We start from the raw sequence: 22,054 nt of genomic DNA on the forward strand, positions 1-22,054 counted from the left end.
GCTGATGCGCGTCACCTTGAGCCTCCAGGCTGGTACGAATCGTCACCTGTGCGGTCGACCGTCTCGGACGCCTGCCCGAGCGCTTGTGGTTTCAACCGCCTCCGCACTCTCAACGACGGTCACTCGAAAGAGTTACGGGGCTGTGTGCCATCTTCGGCACTCTACGTGAGGGGGCGGACACGGCGCAGACACGCGCGGCAGACTCTCAAGCTTTCATCACAACCATGCCCCATTTAGCCGTATTTCTTCCCATCCACTGGTGTCTGAGGCTAGATTCGCAATGAGTCATATTTTCATCTCCTTAGATCGTAGTTGTACGGTCGTGGGCACCGTATCCGCCCAGAACGGCTACAAGGGGTCACGCAATGGCAGATTTCTCCCGCCTTCCCGGACCGAACGCGGACCTGTGGGACTGGCAGCTCCTGGCTGCCTGTCGCGGGGTGGACAGCTCGCTCTTCTTTCATCCGGAGGGTGAGCGCGGGGCGGCACGGAGCGCCCGAGAGAACTCGGCCAAAGAGGTCTGCATGCGGTGCCCGGTGCGGGCGCAGTGCGCGGCGCACGCGCTGGCGGTCCGTGAACCGTACGGCGTGTGGGGCGGGTTGACCGAGGACGAGCGCGAGGAGCTGATGGGGCGAGCCCGCCATCGGCTGGTGTCGGCGTCGACGGCTGGCGGACAGGCCGCGTCGAACAACTGAAGGAACGTTTCCGCATTCACCCGTGCGGAAAGCCACCCACGGATACCGGACAGCAAGGGCACGCGCACGCGTGCCCTGTCCTTTTCGCCTGGCGCCGCTAGCGCGCCGCGGCCCGCGCCAACTGGTCCAGCGTCGCCGCCACCGTCGGCACGTTCGCCAGGTCGGGCAGGGTGAGCGCGACGATCTCCCGACGTACCGCCGGTTCCAGCGTCACCGCGCGGGCCCCCCGGGGCCGTACGGACTCGATGGCCAGCTGGGGCAGGACGGCCACCCCCAGACCGGCGCCGACCAGGCCGACCACCGCGGGGTAGTCGTCGGTCGCGAAGTCGATGCGCGGGGTGAAGCCCGCCCCCTCGCACACCTCGACCAACTGCCCACGGCAGCGCGGGCACCCGGCGATCCACGGCTCCCCGGCGAGTTCGCCGATGGCGACCGACTCCGCGCGGGCGAGCCGGTGCCCCTCGGGGACCAGCGCCACCAGCCGGTCGGACAGCAGCGGCCGGACGACGAGGTCGTCCCACTCCTCAGCGCCCGCCGCACCCTCGTACCGGAAGGCGAGCGCGAGATCGCAGTCCCCCTCGCGCAGCAGCCGCACGGACTGCGGCGGCTCGGCCTCCTCCAGGGAGACCCGGGTGCCGGGGTGCTCGGCGCGCAGGGCCGCGAGGGCGGTCGGTACGAGGGTGGAGCTGCCGCTGGGGAAGGAGACCAGCCGGACCCGCCCGGCGCGCAGCCCGGCGATCGCGGCGACCTCCTCCTCGGCGGCGGTGAGCCCGGCGATGATCCCGGCCGCGTGCCGCACCAGCGCCTCGCCCGCCTGCGTCAGCCGCATCTCCCGGCCGCTGCGCACCAGCAGCGGGGTGCCCACGGACGCCTCCAGCGCCTTCATCTGCTGGCTCACGGCGGGCTGGGTGCAGCCCAGTTCGCGCCCGGCCGCCGAGAACGACCCGGTGGCGGCCACGGCGCGCAGCACACGGAGATGACGGGCCTCGATCACACCATGAGCATAAGCGAGACTTGGATACGACGGCGAATAATGCGTCGACACTTTGGGCCCGGGTCGCTTACCGTGCGGCCATGAAGCTTCTCTCGGTGAACGTCGGCCGGGCCCGCTCCGCGCCCTACACCAGCCACCCCGACGGCGTGACCGGCATCGACAAGCGGCCGGTGGACGGACCCGTGCGGGTGGCGGCGCCCGGCCCCAAGGGCGTCGGGGGCAGCGGTCTGGCGGGGGACACGATCTGCCACACCCGGCACCACGGCGGCGACGACCAGGCGGTGTACGCCGTGGCCCGCGAGGACCTGGACGACTGGGAGCGCGAGCTGGGCCGCCCGCTGGCGAACGGCGCGTTCGGCGAGAACCTCACCACCTCCGGCCTCGACGTCTCCGGCGCGCTGATCGGCGAGCGCTGGCGGATCGGGCCCGAGCTGGTGCTGGAGATCACCTGCGGCCGGATCCCCTGTCGCACCTTCCAGGGCCATATGGGGGAGAAGGGCTGGGTGCGCCGGTTCACGCAGAAGGGCGCGCCCGGGGCGTATCTGCGGGTGATCCAGCCGGGGGAGATCCAGGCGGGCGACCCGGTGCGGGTCGTGCACCGGCCGGACCACGCGGTGACGGTCGCGCTGGCGTTCCGTGCCGAGACCACCGAGCGCGCGCTGCTGCCGCGGCTGTTGGCGGCGGGCGAGGCGCTGCACCCGGAGCTGCTGGCGGCGGCGCGGGAGTACCGGGGGAACCAGGCCGTCTGACGGTCCGTCGGCCGATAACGAAGCGTCATCACCGCCTGGAAGGCCAGTTCGGGCAGCGGACGGGCGTAGTCCGGGTAACTACCCTTGGGCCATGACAACGGCTCTGATTACGGGATCGACCGCGGGGATCGGCGCCGCGTTCGCGCGGCGGCTGGCGGCTGACGGGCACAACCTCGTGCTGGTGGCCCGGGACACCAAGCGGCTGCGGGAGCAGGCGACCGAGCTGCACGACCGGCACGGCATCGAGGCGGAGGTGCTGACGGCGGACCTGGCGACGGACCAGGGCATCGAGGCGGTGGCGGACCGGCTGGGCGACCGCAGGAATCCGGTCGACCTGCTGATCAACAACGCGGGCTTCGGCAACAAGGGGCGCTTCCTCGAGGTGCCGATGGCCGACGAGCTGACCATGCTCAAGGTGCACTGCGAGGCGGTGCTGCGGCTGACCTCGGCGGCGGTGGGGGCGATGCGGGAGCGCGGGCGCGGCGGGGTCGTCAACGTCGCCTCGACGGCGGCGTTCGTGCCGCGCGGGACCTATGGGGCGTCCAAGGCGTGGGTCGTGCAGTTCACGCAGGGCGCGGCGAAGGACCTCGGGGAGAGCGGGGTGCGGCTGATGGCGTTGTGCCCCGGTTTCGTGCGCACCGAGTTCCACGCACGGGCCGGGATGGGCACGGACAACATCCCCGGCTGGATGTGGCTGGACGCCGACAAGCTGGTGGCGGCGGCCCTGGCCGATCTGGCGCGGGGCAAGACGGTGTCCATTCCGGACGCGCGGTACAAGGTGCTGATGGGGGTCGTGAAGGTGGTACCGCGTGGGCTGCTGGGCGGGATCACCTCCAAGACGGGCCGCAAGTACGGTCCGCGGTAGCGCGGGCCCGCACCGGCAGGCCCGCGGCGACCTGTGGACCCGGCGCTCCGGTGGGAGAATGGCCGTGGCAAAATCAGGCAAACCGGACCCCGGGGCCGGGAGGCGGTGTCATGACCTTCGTACAGCTCATCGACTGCAGGACGAGCCGGTTCGACGAGATGGACCGGCTGATGGACCGGTGGGTCGAGCAGACCAAGGGGAAGCGGACCGCGACGCACGACGTGATCGGCAGGGACCGGTCCGACGGCTCCCACTTCATCGAGATCGTGGAGTTCCCGTCGTACGAGGAGGCGATGGAGAACTCCCAGCTGCCGGAGACGGACCGGATCTTCCAGGAGATGGTGGCCCTCTGCGACGAGCCGCCGAAGTTCACCGATCTCGACGTGGTGCGCGACGAGCAGTTGTACAAGGCGACCGCGCGGCGCTTCTACGACCTGCTGGCGGCCGAGGGCGATGTGCTGCCGCCGATGGACGAGGTGCTGGCCGAGAACTACCACGACCACGACCCCGCCAACGTCGAGGACAACATCGGGATGGACCACATCCGGCGCGAGATGGAGATGTGGCGCGACGCCTTCGACTTCACCTTCACCATCGAGGACCAGATCGCCGACGGCGACCGGGTGTGCAACCGCTGGACCTGGCGTGGCACGCACAAGGGCGACTTCATGGGCATCGCCCCCACCGGCGAGCGGGCCACCATGACCGGGACGACCATCTTCCGGTTCGGCGAGCACGGGAAGATCGTCGAGGGCTGGTGGCAGTACGACCGGCTGGGGCTGATGGATCAGCTGGGGGCGCTGGAGCAACTGGAGCAGTAGAGCGGGACGCCGGAGGCCCGGCACCCTCGTCGGGTGCCGGGCCTCCGTGCTGACGTGGGTGCGTCAGTGCGCGTGCCCGTGGCTGTGACCGGCCGCGGCAGGCTCCTCCTCTTCCTTCTTCTCGACGACCAGGGTCTCGGTCGTGAGCAGGAGGGAGGCGATGGAGGCGGCGTTCTCCAGGGCGGAGCGGGTGACCTTCACCGGGTCGATGACACCGGCCTTGAGCAGGTCGCCGTACTCGCCGGTGGCGGCGTTGTAGCCGTTGCCCTTCTCCAGCTCGGCCACCTTGGAGACGATGACGTAGCCCTCGAGACCGGCGTTCTCGGCGATCCAGCGCAGCGGCTCGACGGCGGCCTTGCGGACCACGGCGACACCGGTGGCCTCGTCGCCGGTCTTGCCGAGGTTGCCCTCGAGCACCTTGACGGCGTGGACCAGGGCGGAGCCACCACCGGAGACGATGCCCTCCTCGACCGCGGCGCGGGTCGCGGAGATGGCGTCCTCCAGACGGTGCTTGCGCTCCTTCAGCTCCACCTCGGTGGCGGCGCCGACCTTGATCACGCACACGCCGCCGGCCAGCTTCGCGAGGCGCTCCTGGAGCTTCTCGCGGTCCCAGTCGGAGTCGGTGTTCTCGATCTCGGCCTTGATCTGGTTGACGCGGCCCTCGACGTCGGCCTTCTGACCGGCGCCGTCGACGAGGGTGGTGTCGTCCTTGGTGACCGTGACGCGGCGGGCGGAGCCGAGGATGTCCAGACCGGCCTGGTCGAGCTTGAGGCCGACCTCCTCGGAGATGACCGTGGCGCCGGTGAGGACCGCCATGTCCTGGAGCATCGCCTTGCGGCGGTCACCGAAGCCGGGGGCCTTCACGGCGACGGCGTTGAAGGTGCCGCGGATCTTGTTGACGACCAGGGTCGACAGGGCCTCGCCCTCGACGTCCTCGGCGATGATCAGCAGCGGCTTGGAGGCGTTCGACTGGATGATCTTCTCAAGCAGCGGCAGGAGGTCCTGGATGGAGGAGATCTTGCCCTGGTTGATGAGGATGTACGGGTCCTCGAGGACGGCCTCCATGCGCTCCTGGTCCGTCACGAAGTACGGCGACAGGTAGCCCTTGTCGAAGGCCATGCCCTCGGTGAAGTCCAGCTCCAGACCGAAGGTGTTGGACTCCTCGACGGTGATGACACCGTCCTTGCCGACCTTGTCCATCGCCTCGGCGATCAGCTCGCCGACCTGCTGGTCCTGGGCGGACAGCGCGGCCACGGCGGCGATGTCGGACTTCTCGTCGATCGGGCGGGCGGTCGCGAGCAGGTCCTCGGCGACGGCGGCGACGGCCGCGTCGATGCCCTTCTTCAGGGCGGCGGGGGAGGCACCGGCGGCGACGTTCTTCAGGCCCTCGCGGACCAGCGCCTGGGCCAGGACGGTCGCGGTGGTCGTACCGTCACCCGCGATGTCGTTGGTCTTGGTCGCCACCTCCTTCACCAGCTGGGCGCCGAGGTTCTCGTACGGGTCCTCGACCTCGACCTCACGGGCGATGGTGACGCCGTCGTTGGTGATGGTGGGGGCGCCGAACTTCTTGTCGATGACGACGTTGCGGCCCTTGGGGCCGATCGTCACCTTCACGGTGTCGGCGAGCTTGTTGACGCCGCGCTCGAGGGCGCGACGGGCGTCCTCGTCGAACTTCAGGATCTTCGCCATGGCAGCGGGAGCCCTCTCGGAAAGCTAGGGGGTAAAGAAACTGCGCCCCGGGCGCCCGGCTTCGTTATCGGTCGCGGGGGCAGCCAGGGGCGCAGTGTGAAGCAAGGTGCTTCGGGTGAACTACTTCTCGATGATCGCGAGCACGTCGCGGGCCGAGAGAACGAGGTACTCCTCGTTGTTGTACTTCACCTCGGTGCCGCCGTACTTGCTGTAGAGCACGACGTCGCCGACGGAAACGTCGAGCGGAAGGCGGTTGCCGTCCTCGAAGCGGCCCGGGCCCACGGCCAGGACGACGCCCTCCTGGGGCTTCTCCTTGGCGGTGTCCGGGATGACCAGGCCAGAGGCCGTGGTCTGCTCGGCGTCCAGCGGCTGGACCACGATGCGGTCCTCGAGCGGCTTGATGGCAACCTTGGAGCTGGCGGTCGTCACGATCCGACCTCCCCCTTCGGAGATCTCACGGGGTTAACTGTCTGAGGTGGCGACCAGGTCGATCCGTCGTCGCGGGTGCCGGACCTGCCCGTCGCGTTGTTGGCACTCTCCGGTGGTGAGTGCCAGAGCCGAGACTATGACTGCGGTTAGCACTCGGTCAAGCGGAGTGCCAATTGCCCGCGGCGCGGCGGGGGTTTTTGGCTCATGCCGGTGTGTGAGCGCGCCCGGCGTGTGAGCGACAGTTACAGGTAGTCCTCCAGCCGCCCCACACTCAGCCCCGCCCCCTTCACCTCCCCCAGCACCCGCAGCGTCCGGTCGACGACCGCTGTCGCGTCGGCGTCGTCCGGGGTGACGGAGATGATGTCGCCGGGCCGGAGGCGCTGGGGGCCCCGGACGTAGGTCAGGCCGGCGCCGGTGGCGACAGCGCGCCACAGGGCGATGGCGGTGATGCCGCAGTCGGCGGCGGCGCGGCGGGTGGTGGCGTCGTGGGCGCCGTACGGGGGGCGCAGGAGGTGGGGGCGGACACCGAAGCGTGCGTGCAGCTTGTGCTGCTGCCCGCAGATCTCCGCGCGCTGCCCGGCGTACGGCAGTCCGCGCAGGGCAGCGTGGTCGAGGGTGTGGTTCTGGATGCCCGCCCCGACCGACCGCAGCCGGGCGAAGTGCCCATAACCGGGCCCGGCGACACGGTCGGTGAGGAACAGCGTCACGGGCAGCCGCAGCTCCCGGATCGCCTCGACGAACCTCGGGTCCCGCTCCGCGCCGTCGTCATACGTGAGGAAGACAACCCGGTCCCGGGTCGCCACCCGATCCACCACCGACGGCAGCCGCGCCTGCCCCCCTGCCGCCCGCGCGTCGACCGGCGGCACGGGCACCGCGGACCGGGCACAGCCGCTGACCAGGAGCAGGACGACCGCCGCGCAGGCCCAGCCGACGACGGCGACCGGCGACCTCACAGGTAGTCCTCCAGCCGCGCCACCGCGTACCCCTTCGCCGTCACCTTGTCGAGGAAGCGGCGGATCATGTCGGGCATCGTGCCCTTCCAGTCGCCGCGGCCCCGGAAATGGGTGAGGACGATGTCGCCGGGGTGGAGGTCGCGGTCCCACTCGCGGTAGTCCCAGCGGTCGACGAAGACCTCCTCGTTCCACAGGGGTACGTGCGTGATGCCGCAGGACTTCGCGGCGCGCAGGGTGTCCTTGTTGTAGTTGCCGAAGGGTGGGCGGAAGAGGGTGGGGCGGGTGCCGTAGCGCCTCTCGATGACGTCCTGCATGCCGCAGATCTCGCGCTTCTGGCGGGCGTGGGAGAGGCCGGGCAGGTAGGGGTGGTGGAGGGTGTGGTTGTTCAGCACGACGCCCCGGGCCTGCATCCGCTTGAAGTAGCCGTAGTCCTCCTTGACCAGGTAGTCGCTGAGGAAGGCGGTGTACGGGATCCTCAGCTCGCTCATCATCCGCAGGAACGCGGGGTCCTTCTCGGCGCCGTCGTCGATGGTGAGGAAGACGATCTTGTGGCGGGTGGGGACGGTGGTGAAGACCGGGGGCAGGTTCAGGGCCCGGTGGCCGTCGACCTCGAAGCCCTCGCGGGTGGTGATGTGCGGCTTGCGGGCGGGCGGCGGGGGCGCCGTCAGCGGCACCCGGCGCAGGTCCCAGCGGTTCGCGGCCGCCACGCGCGCGGTGTACGCGGCCTCGAGCCTGGTGGCGTAGGAGTGCAGGGCGCGGGCCTCGGGGGCCCGGAGGGGCGGCTGCTGGCCGGGGGCGGGACCCGCGTTCGGGCCGGAGCCCGGTGCGCAGCCGGAGGCGATCGCGGTGGCGGCGAGCAGACAGAAGAGAACCCTCGTTCGCCCCGTCGTTCGCCCCCTCGTTAGCCCCCTCGTCCGCCCCCTGGTTCGCCCTCTTCCTCTCCCTCGCCCTCCCGTCGACCTCTTATCGCCTTGTACTACGACATTTTGTACTACTTCGCGCATGGTGCCGGATCCTCGCAGGCCCCACCCCCGGCACCCCGCCGACACCGCCACGCCTCCCCGCACCGTCCACCGACTGGCCGACACCGAGGACAATGAACCCGTGAACGACCCCCTCGCCCCCCTCCGCACCCCCGAAGGCCGCGCCCTCCTCGACGAGGTGCGCGGCACGGACCCCGCCCGGGAACTCGCCGTCGCCACCCGGCTGCGCCGCGAGCACCCCGCCGAGCTGGTGTCGGCGGCGCTGGGCCAGGCGCGGCTGCGGCAGCGGGCGGTGGCCAAGTTCGGGGACTCCGACGCGCGGCGGATGTTCTTCACGCCCAACGGCGTCGAGCAGTCGACGCGGGCGAGTGTGGCGGCGTACCGGGCCCGGCGCCTCACCGAGCTGGGCGTGGGCTCCGTCGCCGACCTGTGCTGCGGCATCGGTGGGGACGCCATCGCCATGGCCCGTGCCGGGATCCGGGTACTCGCCGTGGACCGGGATCCGCTGACGGCGGCCGTGGCGCGGGCCAACGCCGAGGTGCTCGGGCTCGACGGGCTGATCGAGGTGCGGGAGGCCGATGTGACGGACGTCGACGTGGCGTCGTACGACGCCGTGTTCGTCGATCCGGCGCGGCGCGGGGGGCGGGGGCGCATCTTCGATCCCGAGGCGTACTCCCCGCCGCTCTCGTGGGCCGTGCGCGCCGCCGAGCGCGCCCCGCACGCCGCGCTGAAGGTCGCCCCCGGCATCCCGCACGACGCCGTGCCCGCCACGGCCGAGGCCGAGTGGATCTCGGACGGCGGCGATGTGAAGGAGGCGGTGCTGTGGTTCGGGACGCGGCCGGGCGCCGTGCGCGCGACCCTGCTGCCCGGCCCGCGCACCCTCCTCGGGCGCGGGCTGCCCGACCCGGAGGTCCGGCCGGTGGGGCGGTACCTGTACGAGCCCGACGGCGCCGTCATCCGCGCCCATCTGGTCGCCGAGGTCGCCGCCGAGCTGGACGGCGGGCTGCTGGATCCGACCATCGCCTACATCACGGCCGACACCGCCCGCCCGACGCCGTACGCCACGGCCTACGAGATCACCGACCATCTCCCCTTCAACCTCAAGAAGCTCAAGGCGCTGCTGCGGGAGCGGCAGGTCGGCACCCTGACCGTGAAGAAGCGCGGGTCGGCCGTGGAGCCGGAGGAGCTGCGCCGGAAGGTCAAGCCGCAGGGCCCCAACTCGGCGACCGTCTTCCTGACCCGGGTCGCCGGGGCCCCGGCGATGCTCGTCGGGCGACCGGTCGAGGTCGGCTAGAGCCCTTCGGCCCGCCCCCGCAACAGCTCCCGTTCCTTCGCGTTGTGCGTCAGCGCCGCCGCCCGTTCGAACTCCGCCCGCGCCTCCGCCGTACGCCCGAGGCGCAGCAGGAGGTCGCCGCGGACGCTGGGCAGGAGGTGGTAGTCGCGCAGGGCGGGTACGGCGAGCAGGGCGTCCACGATCTCCAGTGCCGGGCCCGGGCCCTCGGCCATGGAGACCGCCACCGCGCGGTTCAGCTCGACGACGGGTGACGGGGCGCGGGCGGCGAGCATGCCGTAGAGGGTGGCGATCCTGGCCCAGTCGGTCTCCTCGTAGGACGGGGCGTGGGCGTGGCAGGCGGCGATCGCGGCCTGGAGGGCGTACGGGCCGGGCGGGGCCGTGGCGGTGGCGCGGGCCAGGGCGGTGATGCCGCGGGCGATGAGCAGGCGGTTCCAGCGGGCGCGCTGCTGGTCCTTGAGCAGGATCGGCGCGCCGTCGGGGCCGCCGGTGCGGGCGGGCATCCGGGAGGCCTGGAACTCCAGCAGCGCGGCCAGGCCGTGCACCTCGGGCTCCTTCGGCATCAGCTCGGTGAGCTGCCGGGCGAGCCGCAGCGCGTCCTCGCACAGCCCCGGGCGCAGCCAGTCGTCGCCCGCGGTGGCGGCGTACCCCTCGTTGAAGATCAGGTAGATGACGTCGAGCACGGAGCCGAGGCGGGCCTCGCGGTCGGGGCCGTACGGCACCTCGAAGGCGATGTTCCGCCGGGCGAGGGTGCGTTTGGCGCGGACGATGCGCTGGGCGACCGTCGGCTCCGGCACCAGGTAGGCACGGGCGATCTCGGCGGTGGTCAGACCGCCGAGCAGCCGCAGGGTGAGGGCGCAGCGGGCCTCGGCGGAGAGCACCGGGTGGCAGGCGGTGAAGACCAGGCGGAGCAGGTCGTCGTCGATGTCCTCGGGGTCGGCGGGCTCCGGCGGCGGGGGTGTGTCGGAGAGGTCCCGGCCGATCTCGGCGAGTTTGCGGGCGTAGTTCTCCCGGCGGCGGACCAGGTCGACGGCGCGGCGCCGGGCGGTGGCGGTGAGCCAGGCGCCGGGGTTGTCGGGCACCCCGTCGCGGGGCCACTGCTCCAGCGCGGCGACCAGGGCGTCCTGGGCGAGTTCCTCGGCGATGCCGAGGTCCCGTACGACCCGGGCGACGGCGGCGATCACGCGCGGGGCTTCCATCCGGAAGACGGTCTCCACGGCGCGCCGGGGGTCTGCGGTGGGCTGTTGCTCCTGCACAGCCCACCATCAGACACCCGTCACGGCGATCAGGCCAAGCTCACACCGCTCAGCCCGTCACGACCTCCCGCACCTCGCAGAAGAACCGGAACTCCTCGCCGTGGACCCGCAGGAACCGCTTGGTCCACTCGAGCGCCTCGGCCTTGTCCTTGCACTGCATGAGCGCGTAGCCGCCGACGACCTCCTTGGTCTCGGTGAACGGCCCGTCGGTGACCGAGGCCCGCTCGCCGTCCCAGTGCACGCGGGTGCCCTGCGCGGTCGGGGCCAGCCCGGCGGTGTCGAGCAGCACCCCGGCCTTGGTCATCTCCTCCAGCAGCTCCCCCATCCGCTGCATCAGCTCCTCGCTCGGGCCCTCGGGGTAGGCGTTCTCGTCGATCGTCACGAGCGACATGAAGCGGGGCATGGTGACTCCTTCGGTCGGTCAGGGGCGGGGTCGCTCCTCGCCCCTCACCCCCACGTCGATCGGGAGACGCCCGGATCGACACCCCCGCGAAGAAAACTCCGGGAATCTGTCACCGGAGCGATTCCCACAGCTTTGTCGCCTCCGGCTCCTCCGCCACCACCCGGTTGCCGTCCCACGGCGCCGGTACCACCGGCATGGTCACGGTCGTCACGTTCTGCGGCTCCAGGTCCCGCAGGCTCTCCCCGAGGCCGATCAGCTCGCCGAGGGAGTCAAGACCGGTGTCGGTGGTCAGGCTGCCGGTGACGGTGTCGGCCACCCGGTACAGCTCGGCCGGGTCGCTGAGCAGGCTGGTGCCGGAGACCTGGGTGAGCAGCGCCGTCACCAGTTGCTGCTGGAGTTCGATGCGGCCCAGGTCGCTGCCGTCGCCGATGCCGTGCCGGGTGCGGGCCAGGGCGAGGGCCTGCTCGCCGTCGAGGTGGTGGGTGCCCGCCTCCAGGGTGAGGTGGCTGTCCTCGTCGTCGATGTCCTCCTCGGTGGTGACGGTGACCCCGCCGAGGGCGTCCACCAGCTTCGCGAACCCGGCGAAGTCCAGTTCGACGTAGTGGTCCATACGGACGTCGGTGAGCGTCTCCACGGTCTTCACCGCGCACACCGGACCGCCCACCGAGTAGGCGGTGTTGAACATCACGCCCTGCCGCTCGGCGGTCTCGCCGCCGTCCTCCAGCGGGCAGGACGGGCGGGTGACCAGGGTGTCGCGGGGGATGCTCACGACGGTCGCCTCGGTGCGTCCGGCGTCGAGGTGGACGACCATCGCGGTGTCGGAGCGGGCGCCGCCGCTGGGGCCGCCGCCGAGCTTCTGGTTCTCCGCCCCGGTGCGGGAGTCGGAGCCGAGGACCAGGATGTTCAGGGCGCGGCTGGGCACCGGGGAGGCGGACGCCGACCCGGCGGCGTCGGTCGGGGTGGTCAGCGCCCGCGGCGGCCGGTCGTCGCCGAGGGCGCTGTTGATGTCGACGCTGGTGATGTTGTCGTTGAGGTGCCAGTAGACCCAGCCCGCCGCCGCGACGCCCAGCACCAGCGCTCCGGCGAGGGTGAGACCGGCGGCCTTCAGCAACGTCGACCGCCGGCCCCCTGGTCCGGCCTTTTCCCCGTCCCCGTTCCCCGGCCCGTTCTCGTTCGTGTCAAGTCCCGCCACAGCAGGAACATAAGTCCGAAATATTACGAGCGGGAACGCCAGGCCGTCTTTTCTTGGGAAAATCTCAGATTCCAGGGCGGTATCTCATCCCAGCGTCACCTCCGGCACCGGATTGCTCCCGCTCCAGGTGCCGTTGAACCCGAACGTCACCGAACCGCCGGGCGGCACGGTCCCGTTGTAGGAGGCGTTCGTACAACTCACCGCCGTGCCGGACTGGGTGCAGTTGGCGTTCCAGGCCTGGCTGATCCGCTGGCCCGCGCCGAAGGTCCAGTTCACCTTCCACGCCGACAGCGCGGTGTCGGTGCAGGCGATGCGCACCTGTCCGGTGAAGCCGGTGTTCCACTGGTTGACGACGCTGTAGGTCGCGGTGCACCCGTCGCCCGGCTGGGTGGTCCCGCCGAGCGACTCGGCGATGGCGTGGTAGGCCGGTTTCGGCGCGTAGTTCTCGTCGTACGGGGTCGCCGCGCCGTATCCCTCGAACCAGTCCGGGATCCAGGAGTCGGAGTCGGTGAAGCCCCACACGGTGGCGCCGGAGCAGCCGTCGACGGCCACGCAGGCGTTCATGACGGCCCGGTAGTCGGCGGCCTGCTGGGCCAGCTTGTCCGCGGTGGCGGGCAGCTGCATCCGGATGTCCAGCTCGGTGATGGCCACGTCCACGCCGAGGTCGGCGAAGCGCTGGATGTTCTGCTGGAAGGTGGACGGGACCTGGCCGAGGATCAGATGGGCCTGGAGGCCGACGCCGTCGATCGGGACGCCGCGCTCCTTCAGCGACCTGACCAGGTTGTACAGGGCGGTGGACTTCGCGTTGACGCCCTCGACGTTGTAGTCGTTGATGTAGAGCTTGGCGGACGGGTCGGCAGCGCGGGCGCGGGTGAGGGCCTCGGCGATGTAGTCCTGGCCGAGGTTGTCGGACCAGATGGTCTGCCGGTAGGTGCCGTCCTCGTTGAAGGGCTCGTTGACCACGTCCCAGGCCTCGACCCGGCCCCGGTAGCGGCCCATCTCGGTGTCGATGTGGTTCATGAGCAGGGTGCGCAGCTCGGCCGGGGTGAAGCCGCCGTTGGTCAGCCAGCTCGGGTTCTGGCTGTGCCAGACGAGCGTGTGGCCGCGTACCTCCTGGCCGTTGGCCTCGGCGAAGTCGACGATCTGGTCCGCCTCGGCCCAGTTGAAGGAGCCGCGGCTGGGCTCGACCGACTCCCACTTCATGGCGTTGCCGGGGGTGAGCCAGTTGAACTCCCGGGCCGCGACCTCGGCGTAGGTGCCGGTGAGCTTGCCGCCGGTGACCGCGGTGCCGATGACCTTGCCCTGGGCGTCGGCGAGGTCACGCAAGGGGGCGTCGGCCGCCTGGGCGGCGGGGGCGGTGAACAGCAGCGCGCCGAGGGTGGCGAGGCCGGTGAGCAGCGACGCCACGGTGAAGCCTGGTCTCAGAGATCTCATGCGGGGGCCTCCGAAAATTTCGGTTCGATAACCGATTGGCTTCGGAGGAGTGTTGGGGTCACCGCACCCCGCGTCAATACGGCAACTTCCGGCCACCCGGCCCCAGGACTCCTCAGGCGGGCGCCCCGGTACTGCTGCGCACCACCAGACTCGTCGCCAGCTCCACCCGCGTCGCGGCGGGCGTCGCGCTCTCCCCGCGCCCCAGTTCGAGCACCAGCCGCGCCGCCGCCTCGGCCATCTCCGTGAGCGGCTGCCGTACGGTCGTCAGCGGGGGCCCCACCCAGCGCGCCACCGGCAGATCGTCGAATCCGACGACGCTCAGGTCCTCCGGAATGCGCAGCCCCAGCTCGCGCGCCGCCTCGTACAGCCCGAGCGCCTGGAGGTCGTTCCCGGCAAAGATCGCGGTCGGCCGGTCCTCGCGGCGCAGCAGCTGGAGCCCCAGCCGGTAGCCGGACTCGTGATGGAAGTCACCCGGCCTGATCAGCTCGGGGTCGACCGGCAGCCCGGCGGTCTCCAGGGCGGCCCGGTAGCCGTCGATGCGGGCGCGGCTGCACATCATCCGGGACGGCCCGGTGATGGCGCCTATCCGGGTGTGGCCCAGCTCGACCAGGTGCCGGGTGGCGGCGAGCCCGCCCTGCCAGTTGGTGGCGCCGATGGACGGCACGTCGGTGCCGGGGTCCCCGGCCGGGTCCATCACCACGAACGGGATGGACCGGCTGGTGAGCAGTGCCCGCTGGGACTCGTCCAGCTCGGACAGCACCAGGATCACGCCGTGCGGGCGGCGGGCGGCGACCTGGTCGGCCCAGGTCCGGCCGGGGGTGAGCCGCCCGGCGCTCTCGGAGAGCACCACACTCAGGCCCGCGTCCCGGGCGACGTTCTCCACGCCCCGGATGACCTCCAGCGCCCAGGCGCTCTCCATCTCGTGGAAGACCAGGTCCAGCAGGGGCGAGCGGGTCGCCTCAGCCCGGCGCCGCCGGTAGCCGTGGGTGCGCAGCAGTTCCTCGACCCGGGTTCGGGTCGCCGGAGCGACGTCGGCACGGCCGTTGAGGACCTTCGAAACAGTCGGCGCGGACACACCTGCCTCGCGGGCGATCTCCGCGAGGGTCGCGGTCTGCGCGGACCGTCCTGTCGTCTGGGTTTGAGCGCGTTCCGGGGCAGTCATGCTGGCGATCGTATCTCTGCACGACCTCTTGACGGAGCCCCTGGGGCGCCATAGGTTCCCCAAAACATTCGGAAGACGATGCGAAACATTCGTTCGCTTCGTACGACGCTGGGCCTCCTACGACGTCGAGCCTCGTACGGCGCCGGGCTTCGTGCCCGACGAGCTTCGCACCCGACATCGAACAGGCATTCAAGACAACACAGGCATTCGTACTGCGCAAGGCGTACGGCGCAAGCATTCGTGCTCGACATTCGCGAGAGGTGCGGTCATGGAGTCCACAACAGGGCGGTCCAACGGCGGGCGGCCCGGCGGCGGCAGCCCGGGCGGACGGACGTTCAGCAGGCGCTGGGTCCTGGGGGCCGGCGCGACCACGTTGCTCACCACCGGCCTGACCGCATGCGGCTCCGGCAACGGCGCGGGCGGTGGCGACGGCAAGACGGTCACCGCGTTCGTCTACGGCGACGACGCCGTGAAGGTCCAGCAGGCGGCCGTGGACCGGTTCAACAAGTCGGCCGCCGCCAAGAAGGCGGGCGGCAAGATCAAGCTGGAGCGCATCCCCGGCTCCGACTACTCCCCCAAGCTGCGCACGGCCATGGGCTCGCCCAGCGCGCCGGACGTGTTCTTCAACTGGGGCGGCGGCTCCATCAAGCCGTACCAGGAGGCCGACAAGATCGTCGACCTCACCGACATCATCGAGGGCGACCCGGTCCTCAAGGACGGCTTCCTGCCCTCGGTGCTCGCCGCCGGTGACCTCGACGGCCGCCACTACGGCATCCCGATGCGCGGTATGCAGCCCGTGATCCTCTTCTACAACAAGGCCGTCTTCCGGGAGCACAAGCTCCAGCCGCCCACCAACTGGGACCAGCTCCTCGACAACAACGCCAAGCTGAAGAAGGCGGGCATCACCCCGTTCGCGCTCGGCGGCTCCGACATCTGGCCCGAGCTGATGTGGCTGGAGTACCTGGTCGACCGCATCGGCGGCGCCGAGGTCTTCAAGCGCATCCAGAACGGCGACGCCGAGGGCTGGGGCGACCCGGCGATGCTGAAGGCGGCCGAGCTGGTCAAGCAGCTCATCGACGACGACGCCTTCGGCTCCAAGTTCACCTCGGTGTCCTACGTCAACGGCGGCGCCCCCGCGGTCTTCGCCAAGGGCAAGGCGGCGATGCACCTGATGGGCTCCTGGGAGTACTCCACGCAGCTCGGCAAGTTCCCCGACTTCGCCAAGAAGGACCTGGGCTGGGCGCCCTTCCCCAGCGTGGAGGGCGGCACCGGCGACATCAGCAACGTGGTCGGCAACCCCACCAACTACTGGTCGATCAACAGCCGCGCCAGCAACCAGGACGCGGCCATCGCCTTCCTCAAGGACTGCGCCTCCCAGCAGTACGCCAAGGACCTGGTCGCCAACGGTGACGTGCCGACCACCTCCAACGCGGCCCTGCTGCTGCGCTCGGCGCCCAACCCCGGGTTCGCCACCTTCCAGTACGAGATGGTCGAGAAGGCCAGCGCCTTCACCCTCTCCTGGGACCAGGCGCTCGGCGACGAGCTGGGCACCAAGATGCACACCGAGATCAGCAAGCTGTTCGCGGGGAAGTCCTCGCCGCAGCAGTTCGTGGACGCCTGCAAGGGGCTGAAGTGAGCACCACGGTCAATCCGAAGACCGGCACCACCCGCACGACCGGCAGGACCGGCAGGACCCAGGCGGGGCGTCCGCACGCCGCCTGGGCCCTGCCCGCCGTCGTGTTCTTCGTATTCTTCGCGGGCGTCCCGATGGTGCTGGCGTTCTACCTCTCCTTCACCAGCTGGGACGGCCTCGGCGACCCGCAGCCGGTCGGCTTCGACAACTGGCAACGCCTCCTCGACGACCCCCGCCTCACCCAGTCCCTGTGGCTGACGGTGCTGCTGACGGCCACCAGCTGGCTCTTCCAGACCGTCGTCGCCCTGCTGCTCGGCGTCTGGGCGGCGGGCCCGCAGCGCAACCGGGCGATCCTCTCCGCGATCTACTTCGTACCGCTGCTGCTGTCGTCGACCGCCATCGCGATCCTCTTCTACGCCCTGCTCGACCCGAACTTCGGCATCATCCAGGAGGACATCCTCGGCTCCTCCAACGGCGCCTTCCTCGCGATCGTGTTCGTCGGCGGCTGGCAGTTCATGCCACTGCACACACTGATCTACCAGGGCGGCGCCCGCCAGATCCCCGCGGTGCTCTACCAGGCCGCGGCCATCGACGGCGCCGGCCGCTACCGCCAGTTCTTCTCGATCACCCTGCCGCAGCTCCGCCACACCATCACCACGTCCTCCGTGATGATCGTCGTCGGCTCGCTCACCTACTTCGAGACGGTGCTGATCCTCACCAAGGGCGGCCCCGGCACCGACACCGCGATCCTGCCGTACCTGATGTACGAGGCGGGCTTCAAGAACTACGACTTCGGCTACGCCAGCGCCATCGCGTCCTTCCTGGTGCTGGTGGCCACCGGCCTGTCCCTGCTGCTCGTCCGGCTGACCGGCTTCGGCACCATGCGCAGCACCCGCGAAGGGATGTGACGAAGTGTCACACGATACGTTGCCGCGCCCGGCCAAGACCAAGCCCGCCCAGGACGGGGCCGGCGCCCCGCGCCGCCGACGCCACTGGACCAAGCGCGCCAACCCGGTCGCGGGCCTCGGCTCGCTGATCTGGCTGGTGATCGTCCTCGTCCCGGTCTACGCCATGCTGTCGGCCTCCCTGACCCACCAGGACGAATCCCTCGACGGCAACCCGCTCAAGCCCCCGTCCAACCCGACCCTCGACAACTACAACACCGTCCTGGAGAGCGGCTTCGGCCATCTGCTCACCAACACGGTGATCGTCGCCGTCGCCGTCGTCGCCCTCGTGCTGGCCCTGTCCATCCCGCTGGCCTACGTGATCGTCCGCTCCCGCACCCGCTGGTCCGGCACCGCGTTCCGGCTGTTCCTGCTGGGCCTCGCGATCCCGGCCCAGGCCGTCGTCGTACCGCTGTACCTGCTCATCTCCGAGCTGGGCCTCTACGACACCCTGCCCGCGATCATCCTGCCGACGGCGGCCTTCGCGATGCCGGTCTCGGTGCTGGTCCTGGTCGGCACCCTGCGCGACATCTCGGAGGAGCTGTACGAGGCCATGGCCCTGGACGGCGCCTCACCGCTGCGGATGCTGCTCCAGTTGACGGTCCCGCTGGCCAAGGGCGGCATCAGCACGGTCGTCATCTACTCCGCGCTGCAGGCGTGGAACGGCTTCCTCTTCCCGCTGATCTTCACCCAGTCCGACGGTCCGCGCGTGCTCACGCTCGGCATCTTCAACTACGTCAGCCGGTTCGGCGTGAACATCCCCGCGCTGCTCGCCTCGGTCGTCCTCTCCGGCATCCCGATCTTCGCCGTCTATCTGGTGGCCCGCCGAGCGCTGGTGAGCGGCCTGATGGGTGTGGGCGGCAAATAGAACCCGGCACCCGCACACCGCCCCTTGAGACGCATCAACCGACTGGAGTTCCATGACCACCGCCCCTTGGCGCGACCCCGCCCTGCCTGCCGCCGCCCGCGTCGACGACCTCCTCGCCCGGATGACCCTGGAGGAGAAGACCGCCCAGCTGTACGGGGTGTGGGTGGGCGCCGCCACGGACGGCGACGGAGTCGCCCCCCACCAGCACGACATGAACACCGACTTCGACTGGGACGACCTGATCACCCGCGGCCTCGGCCAGCTCACCCGCCCCTTCGGCACCGCCCCCGTCGACCCGGAGACCGGCGCCCAGTCCCTCGCCCGCGCCCAGCGCCGGATAGTCGAGGCGGGCCGCTTCGGCATCCCGGCGATCGCCCACGAGGAGTGCCTCGCCGGGTTCACCGCCTGGCAGGCCACCGCCTACCCGGTGCCGCTCGCCTGGGGCGCCACCTTCAACCCCGGCCTGATCGAGCAGATGGCCCAGCACATCGGCCGCGACCTGCGCTCGGTCGGCGTCCACCAGGGCCTCGCCCCGGTCCTGGACGTCGTACGCGATCTGCGCTGGGGCCGGGTCGAGGAGACCATCGGCGAGGACCCGTACCTGGTCGGCACGGTCGGTGCCGCCTATGTCCGGGGCCTGGAGTCGACGGGCGTCGTGGCGACGCTGAAGCACTTCGCCGGGTACGCCGCCTCCGCGGGCGCCCGCAACCTCGCCCCCGTGCGCGCGGGCGTCCGGGAGTTCGCCGACCTCACGCTGCCCCCGTTCGAGCTGGCCCTGCGCGACGGCGGCGCCCGCTCGGTGATGGCCGCCTACAACGAGACCGACGGCGTCCCGGCATCGGCGGACCCCCATCTGCTCACCGAACTCCTGCGCGACGAGTGGGGCTTCACCGGCACCGTCGTCTCCGACTACTTCGGCGTCGGCTTCCTGCAGACCCTGCACCGGGTGGCGGGCACCCCCGCCGAGGCGGCGCACGCGGCCCTCGCCGCGGGCATCGACGTGGAGCTGCCCGGCCTGAAGTGCTACGGCGAACCGCTGATCGAGGCCGTCCGGGCGGGCGAGGTCCCCGAGGACCTGATCGACCGGGCCGCGCGCCGGGTGCTGCTCCAGAAGTGCGAGCTGGGCCTCCTCGACGAGGACTGGCGGCCGGAGCCGGGCGAGCGCATCGACCTGGACTCGGCCGCGAACCGCGCCCTGGCCCGCCGTATCGCCGAGCAGTCGGTGGTCCTGCTGGACAACCCCGACGCGGTGCTGCCGCTGTCGCCGGACGCCCGGATCGCGGTCGTCGGCCCGCGCGCCGCCGACGCGCTCGCGATGCTGGGCTGCTACTCCTTCCCCTCCCACGTCGGCGTCCTGCACCCGGACAAGCCGATGGGCGTCGACATCCCGACCGTCCTTGACGCCCTGCGCGGCGAACTGCCCGACGCCAAGGTCACCTTCGCCGAGGGCTGCGACGTCGACGACCCGGACACCTCCGGCATCGACGAGGCGGTGGCACGGGCGGCCGAGGCCGATGTGTGCGTGGCGGTGCTCGGCGACCGGGCGGGCCTGTTCGGCCGCGGCACCTCAGGCGAGGGCTGCGACGCCTCCGACCTGCGGCTGCCCGGCGTCCAGTGCGAACTCCTGGACGCGCTGGTCGCCACCGGCGTCCCGGTGGTGCTGGTGCTGCTGACCGGCCGCCCCTACGCGCTGGGCCGCTGGCACGGCAAGCTCGCCGCCTCCGTCCAGGCCTTCTTCCCGGGCGAGGAGGGCGGCCCCGCGGTGGCGGGCGTCCTCTCGGGCCGCGTCAACCCCTCCGGCCGCCTCCCCGTCAGCGTCCCGCGCGACCCCGGCGGCCAGCCCTGGACCTACCTCCAGCCCCCGCTCGGCCTCGCGGGCGAGGTCAGCAACCTGGACCCGACACCGCTGTACCCGTTCGGCCACGGCCGCTCGTACACGACGTTCGAGTGGAGCGACTTCACGGGCGCCGAGGACACGCGGGTCGACACGGACGGGTCGTACGACATCGGTGTCACCGTCACCAACACCGGTGACCTGGACGCCGCCGACGTCGTCCAGCTCTACCTGCACGACCCGGTCGCGAGCGTCACCCGCCCCGACGTCCGGCTGGTCGGCTACCAGCGGGTCCGGCTGGCCCCCGGCGAGGCGGCCCGCGTGACCTTCCGCTTCCACACCGACCTGTCGGCCTTCACCGACCGCACCGGCCGCCGCGTCGTCGAACCCGGCGACCTCGAGCTGCGCCTCGCGGCCTCCAGCGCGGACGTACGGCACACCACGCGGCTGACGCTGACCGGCCCGCGCCGCGAGCTGGGCGCGGACCGGCGGCTGCGCTGCGAGACGGAGGTGACGTCCGCGAGCTGAGCCGCTCAGCGGGTGTAGCCGACCTCGTAGTCGTCGGCCTCGTCCTCGTCGTCCGGCTCGGTCCCCTCCAGCAGATCGATCAACGGCACCAGCCCCGTCGCCCGCCCGTCCGCGCAGAACATCCACATCGCGGCCCGGCGGGCGACGGGGTCCCGGCGCAGATGCTCATGGAGCAGGCGGCGGGCGTCCGGGTTGCCGGGGGTACGGCCCATCAGCGCCTGGTAGAAGTGGCGCGTCACCCACTCGACGTCCTCCGCCTCCTCCAGACGGGCCTCGCCGTACCCCTTGGCCCGGCCGTAGTGGGCGAGGCTCAGCCCGTCGAGGATGCCGACGGTGATGCCGATGCCGAACAGCGGGTGCACATGGCCGACCGCGTCACCGACCATCGCGATCCGGCCGTGCTCGTACGACGTGCGGTGGCGGAAGCCGCTGGCCGTCCAGGCGATCCGCTCCTCGTCCTCGCACACCTCGAGGATCGGCTCCTGGAACTCCTGCGGCAGCAGCGGCAGGAAGTGCTGCTCCAGATGGGGCCGCACCTCCCCGTCCGGGGGCCGGTTCGTCGGCAGGTCCAGCGCCACCCGGATCAGGTCCGGGCCGACCGCGTGGATGCGCACGCAGCGCCCGTCGTCGTCGGTGATCACCCGGGCCTGCTCATAGCCCTTGGCCCCGGTGCCCTCCAGCAGGGCGGTCGCGGTGTGCGCGGTGACGCCCTCGGGCACCTCGCCGTAGAGCTTGTGGCGTACGACGGAGTGGCGGCCGTCGGCACCGACCAGATGGTCCGCGCGGTACTGGGTGTCGTACTTGCCGCGGGTCGCGTGGACCGAGCCGTCGAGTTCCATGGCGAGCACCTCGACGCCGTGCAGCATCTCGGGCTCCATCCGCTCGATGATGCTGGCCCGCAACGCGTTGACCAGGTCCGGGTACGGCATCACCACCGGCTGGCCCGCGGTGGGGAACCGCAGCTCGATGGGTTCGCCGCCGCCGTGTTCGTAGAGGGTCACGCCGGTGCCGCGCACATGCCGGTCCGGCGGCAGCTCCACCCCCCAGCGCTCCAGCATCTGGAGGGCCGGGGGAAAGACCAGCTCCGCGCCCAGCTGGGCCACGGGCTCATGCCCCATCTCGAGCATCAGCACCCGAGAGCCCTGGTCGGCGAAGGCATGCGCGGTGGCACAGCCGATCGGCCCCGCACCGGCGATGATCACGTCCGCATGGCAAAAGTCCATGGCCGCCTCTCAACCCCGCGTCACGGGGCCTGTCGCTGAGGGAGTGCACGAAAGCGCCCGGAACGGCGGTACCGACCTGGGGCTGCCGGGCAGGACGGTACGCCGATA

20 protein-coding genes are annotated in these 22,054 nt (G+C 71.2%); 9 read left to right on the forward strand and 11 right to left on the reverse strand.

Translation table 11 applies throughout. From position 1 onward, the window contains the following. Positions 1-365 precede the first annotated feature (365 nt). Positions 366-695: a WhiB family transcriptional regulator gene (locus ACFVQG_RS34645; protein ID WP_383391451.1), complete on the forward strand. Its 330-nt coding sequence runs from the start codon at positions 366-368 to the stop codon at positions 693-695. A gap of 97 nt (positions 696-792) precedes the next feature. Here ACFVQG_RS34645 and ACFVQG_RS34650 read toward each other — a convergent pair whose 3' ends face one another. Further along, the gene (locus ACFVQG_RS34650) at positions 793-1,689 is read right to left on the reverse strand and encodes a LysR family transcriptional regulator (protein ID WP_383391454.1); all 897 of its coding nucleotides are present in this window, start codon (positions 1,687-1,689) and stop codon (positions 793-795) included. Between the two features lie 80 nt (positions 1,690-1,769). Between ACFVQG_RS34650 and ACFVQG_RS34655 the strand changes: the two genes are divergently transcribed. From ACFVQG_RS34655 to ACFVQG_RS34665, 3 genes are all read left to right on the forward strand, one after another. After that, on the forward strand, positions 1,770-2,438 hold the full coding sequence (locus tag ACFVQG_RS34655) for an MOSC domain-containing protein (protein ID WP_383391457.1): 669 nt from the start codon (positions 1,770-1,772) through the stop codon (positions 2,436-2,438). A 91-nt stretch (positions 2,439-2,529) separates the two neighbouring features. Next, positions 2,530-3,303 (forward strand): SDR family NAD(P)-dependent oxidoreductase, encoded by a 774-nt coding sequence (locus tag ACFVQG_RS34660; RefSeq protein ID WP_383391459.1) that lies wholly within the window; start codon positions 2,530-2,532, stop codon positions 3,301-3,303. Positions 3,304-3,413: 110 nt separating this feature from the next. Continuing rightward, positions 3,414-4,124, forward strand: a complete 711-nt coding sequence (locus tag ACFVQG_RS34665) for an ester cyclase (RefSeq protein ID WP_383391462.1) — start codon at positions 3,414-3,416, stop codon at positions 4,122-4,124. A 63-nt stretch (positions 4,125-4,187) separates the two neighbouring features. Here the strand turns inward: ACFVQG_RS34665 and groL are convergent, their stop codons facing one another. The 4 genes from groL to ACFVQG_RS34685 all read right to left on the reverse strand — a co-directional run bounded on the left by groL (position 4,188) and on the right by ACFVQG_RS34685 (position 8,199). Then, entirely contained in the window at positions 4,188-5,813 is a 1,626-nt protein-coding gene (gene groL, locus ACFVQG_RS34670) for a chaperonin GroEL (RefSeq protein ID WP_383391465.1), read from the reverse strand. A gap of 120 nt (positions 5,814-5,933) precedes the next feature. Beyond that, positions 5,934-6,242, reverse strand: coding sequence for a co-chaperone GroES (groES, locus tag ACFVQG_RS34675; protein WP_132856129.1), 309 nt, complete (start codon positions 6,240-6,242; stop codon positions 5,934-5,936). 242 nt (positions 6,243-6,484) lie between these two features. Next, a complete protein-coding gene (locus tag ACFVQG_RS34680) occupies positions 6,485-7,195 on the reverse strand; it encodes a polysaccharide deacetylase family protein (RefSeq protein ID WP_383391466.1) in 711 nt (236 codons plus the stop codon). Continuing rightward, positions 7,192-8,199 (reverse strand): polysaccharide deacetylase family protein, encoded by a 1,008-nt coding sequence (locus ACFVQG_RS34685; protein WP_383391469.1) that lies wholly within the window; start codon positions 8,197-8,199, stop codon positions 7,192-7,194. Before ACFVQG_RS34685 ends, ACFVQG_RS34680 begins: the two co-directional genes overlap by 4 nt. A 100-nt stretch (positions 8,200-8,299) precedes the next feature. Between ACFVQG_RS34685 and ACFVQG_RS34690 the strand changes: the two genes are divergently transcribed. Further along, complete coding sequence (locus tag ACFVQG_RS34690; protein ID WP_383391473.1) at positions 8,300-9,472, forward strand: methyltransferase domain-containing protein; 1,173 nt, start codon at positions 8,300-8,302, stop codon at positions 9,470-9,472. On the opposite strand, the gene ACFVQG_RS34695 is transcribed toward ACFVQG_RS34690, so the two are convergent. The 5 genes from ACFVQG_RS34695 to ACFVQG_RS34715 all read right to left on the reverse strand — a co-directional run bounded on the left by ACFVQG_RS34695 (position 9,469) and on the right by ACFVQG_RS34715 (position 14,916). After that, positions 9,469-10,725 carry an RNA polymerase sigma factor gene (locus ACFVQG_RS34695; protein WP_383391476.1) on the reverse strand — a complete coding sequence of 419 codons (1,257 nt, stop codon included), beginning with the start codon at positions 10,723-10,725 and terminating at the stop codon, positions 9,469-9,471. The two genes, ACFVQG_RS34690 and ACFVQG_RS34695, sit on opposite strands and share 4 nt — an antisense overlap. A gap of 49 nt (positions 10,726-10,774) precedes the next feature. Beyond that, complete coding sequence (locus tag ACFVQG_RS34700) at positions 10,775-11,128, reverse strand: YciI family protein (RefSeq protein WP_383391478.1); 354 nt, start codon at positions 11,126-11,128, stop codon at positions 10,775-10,777. Between the two features lie 109 nt (positions 11,129-11,237). Then, complete coding sequence (locus tag ACFVQG_RS34705) at positions 11,238-12,320, reverse strand: LCP family protein (RefSeq protein WP_383391481.1); 1,083 nt, start codon at positions 12,318-12,320, stop codon at positions 11,238-11,240. A gap of 84 nt (positions 12,321-12,404) precedes the next feature. Further along, complete coding sequence (locus ACFVQG_RS34710) at positions 12,405-13,754, reverse strand: endo-1,4-beta-xylanase (protein WP_383391484.1); 1,350 nt, start codon at positions 13,752-13,754, stop codon at positions 12,405-12,407. A 112-nt stretch (positions 13,755-13,866) separates the two neighbouring features. Further along, entirely contained in the window at positions 13,867-14,916 is a 1,050-nt protein-coding gene (locus ACFVQG_RS34715; RefSeq protein ID WP_383391486.1) for a LacI family DNA-binding transcriptional regulator, read from the reverse strand. Between the two features lie 268 nt (positions 14,917-15,184). On the opposite strand from ACFVQG_RS34715, the gene ACFVQG_RS34720 reads away from it, so the two are divergent. Genes ACFVQG_RS34720 through ACFVQG_RS34735 form a run of 4 tightly spaced genes read left to right on the forward strand, consistent with a single transcriptional unit; the run spans position 15,185 to position 20,723 of the window. Further along, positions 15,185-16,552, forward strand: a complete 1,368-nt coding sequence (locus ACFVQG_RS34720; RefSeq protein ID WP_383391489.1) for an ABC transporter substrate-binding protein — start codon at positions 15,185-15,187, stop codon at positions 16,550-16,552. Further along, positions 16,549-17,457 (forward strand): carbohydrate ABC transporter permease, encoded by a 909-nt coding sequence (locus ACFVQG_RS34725; protein ID WP_383391492.1) that lies wholly within the window; start codon positions 16,549-16,551, stop codon positions 17,455-17,457. Before ACFVQG_RS34720 ends, ACFVQG_RS34725 begins: the two co-directional genes overlap by 4 nt. Positions 17,458-17,461: 4 nt before the next feature. Next, on the forward strand, positions 17,462-18,361 hold the full coding sequence (locus ACFVQG_RS34730; RefSeq protein ID WP_383391494.1) for a carbohydrate ABC transporter permease: 900 nt from the start codon (positions 17,462-17,464) through the stop codon (positions 18,359-18,361). A gap of 52 nt (positions 18,362-18,413) precedes the next feature. Further along, on the forward strand, positions 18,414-20,723 hold the full coding sequence (locus tag ACFVQG_RS34735) for a glycoside hydrolase family 3 N-terminal domain-containing protein (RefSeq protein ID WP_383391495.1): 2,310 nt from the start codon (positions 18,414-18,416) through the stop codon (positions 20,721-20,723). A gap of 5 nt (positions 20,724-20,728) precedes the next feature. On the opposite strand, the gene ACFVQG_RS34740 is transcribed toward ACFVQG_RS34735, so the two are convergent. After that, complete coding sequence (locus tag ACFVQG_RS34740) at positions 20,729-21,946, reverse strand: FAD-dependent oxidoreductase (RefSeq protein ID WP_383391497.1); 1,218 nt, start codon at positions 21,944-21,946, stop codon at positions 20,729-20,731. Positions 21,947-22,054: the final 108 nt, after the last annotated feature.

It is taken from the genome of Streptomyces sp. NPDC057877, assembly GCF_042796855.1.
Classification (GTDB): Bacteria; Actinomycetota; Actinomycetes; order Streptomycetales; family Streptomycetaceae; genus Streptomyces.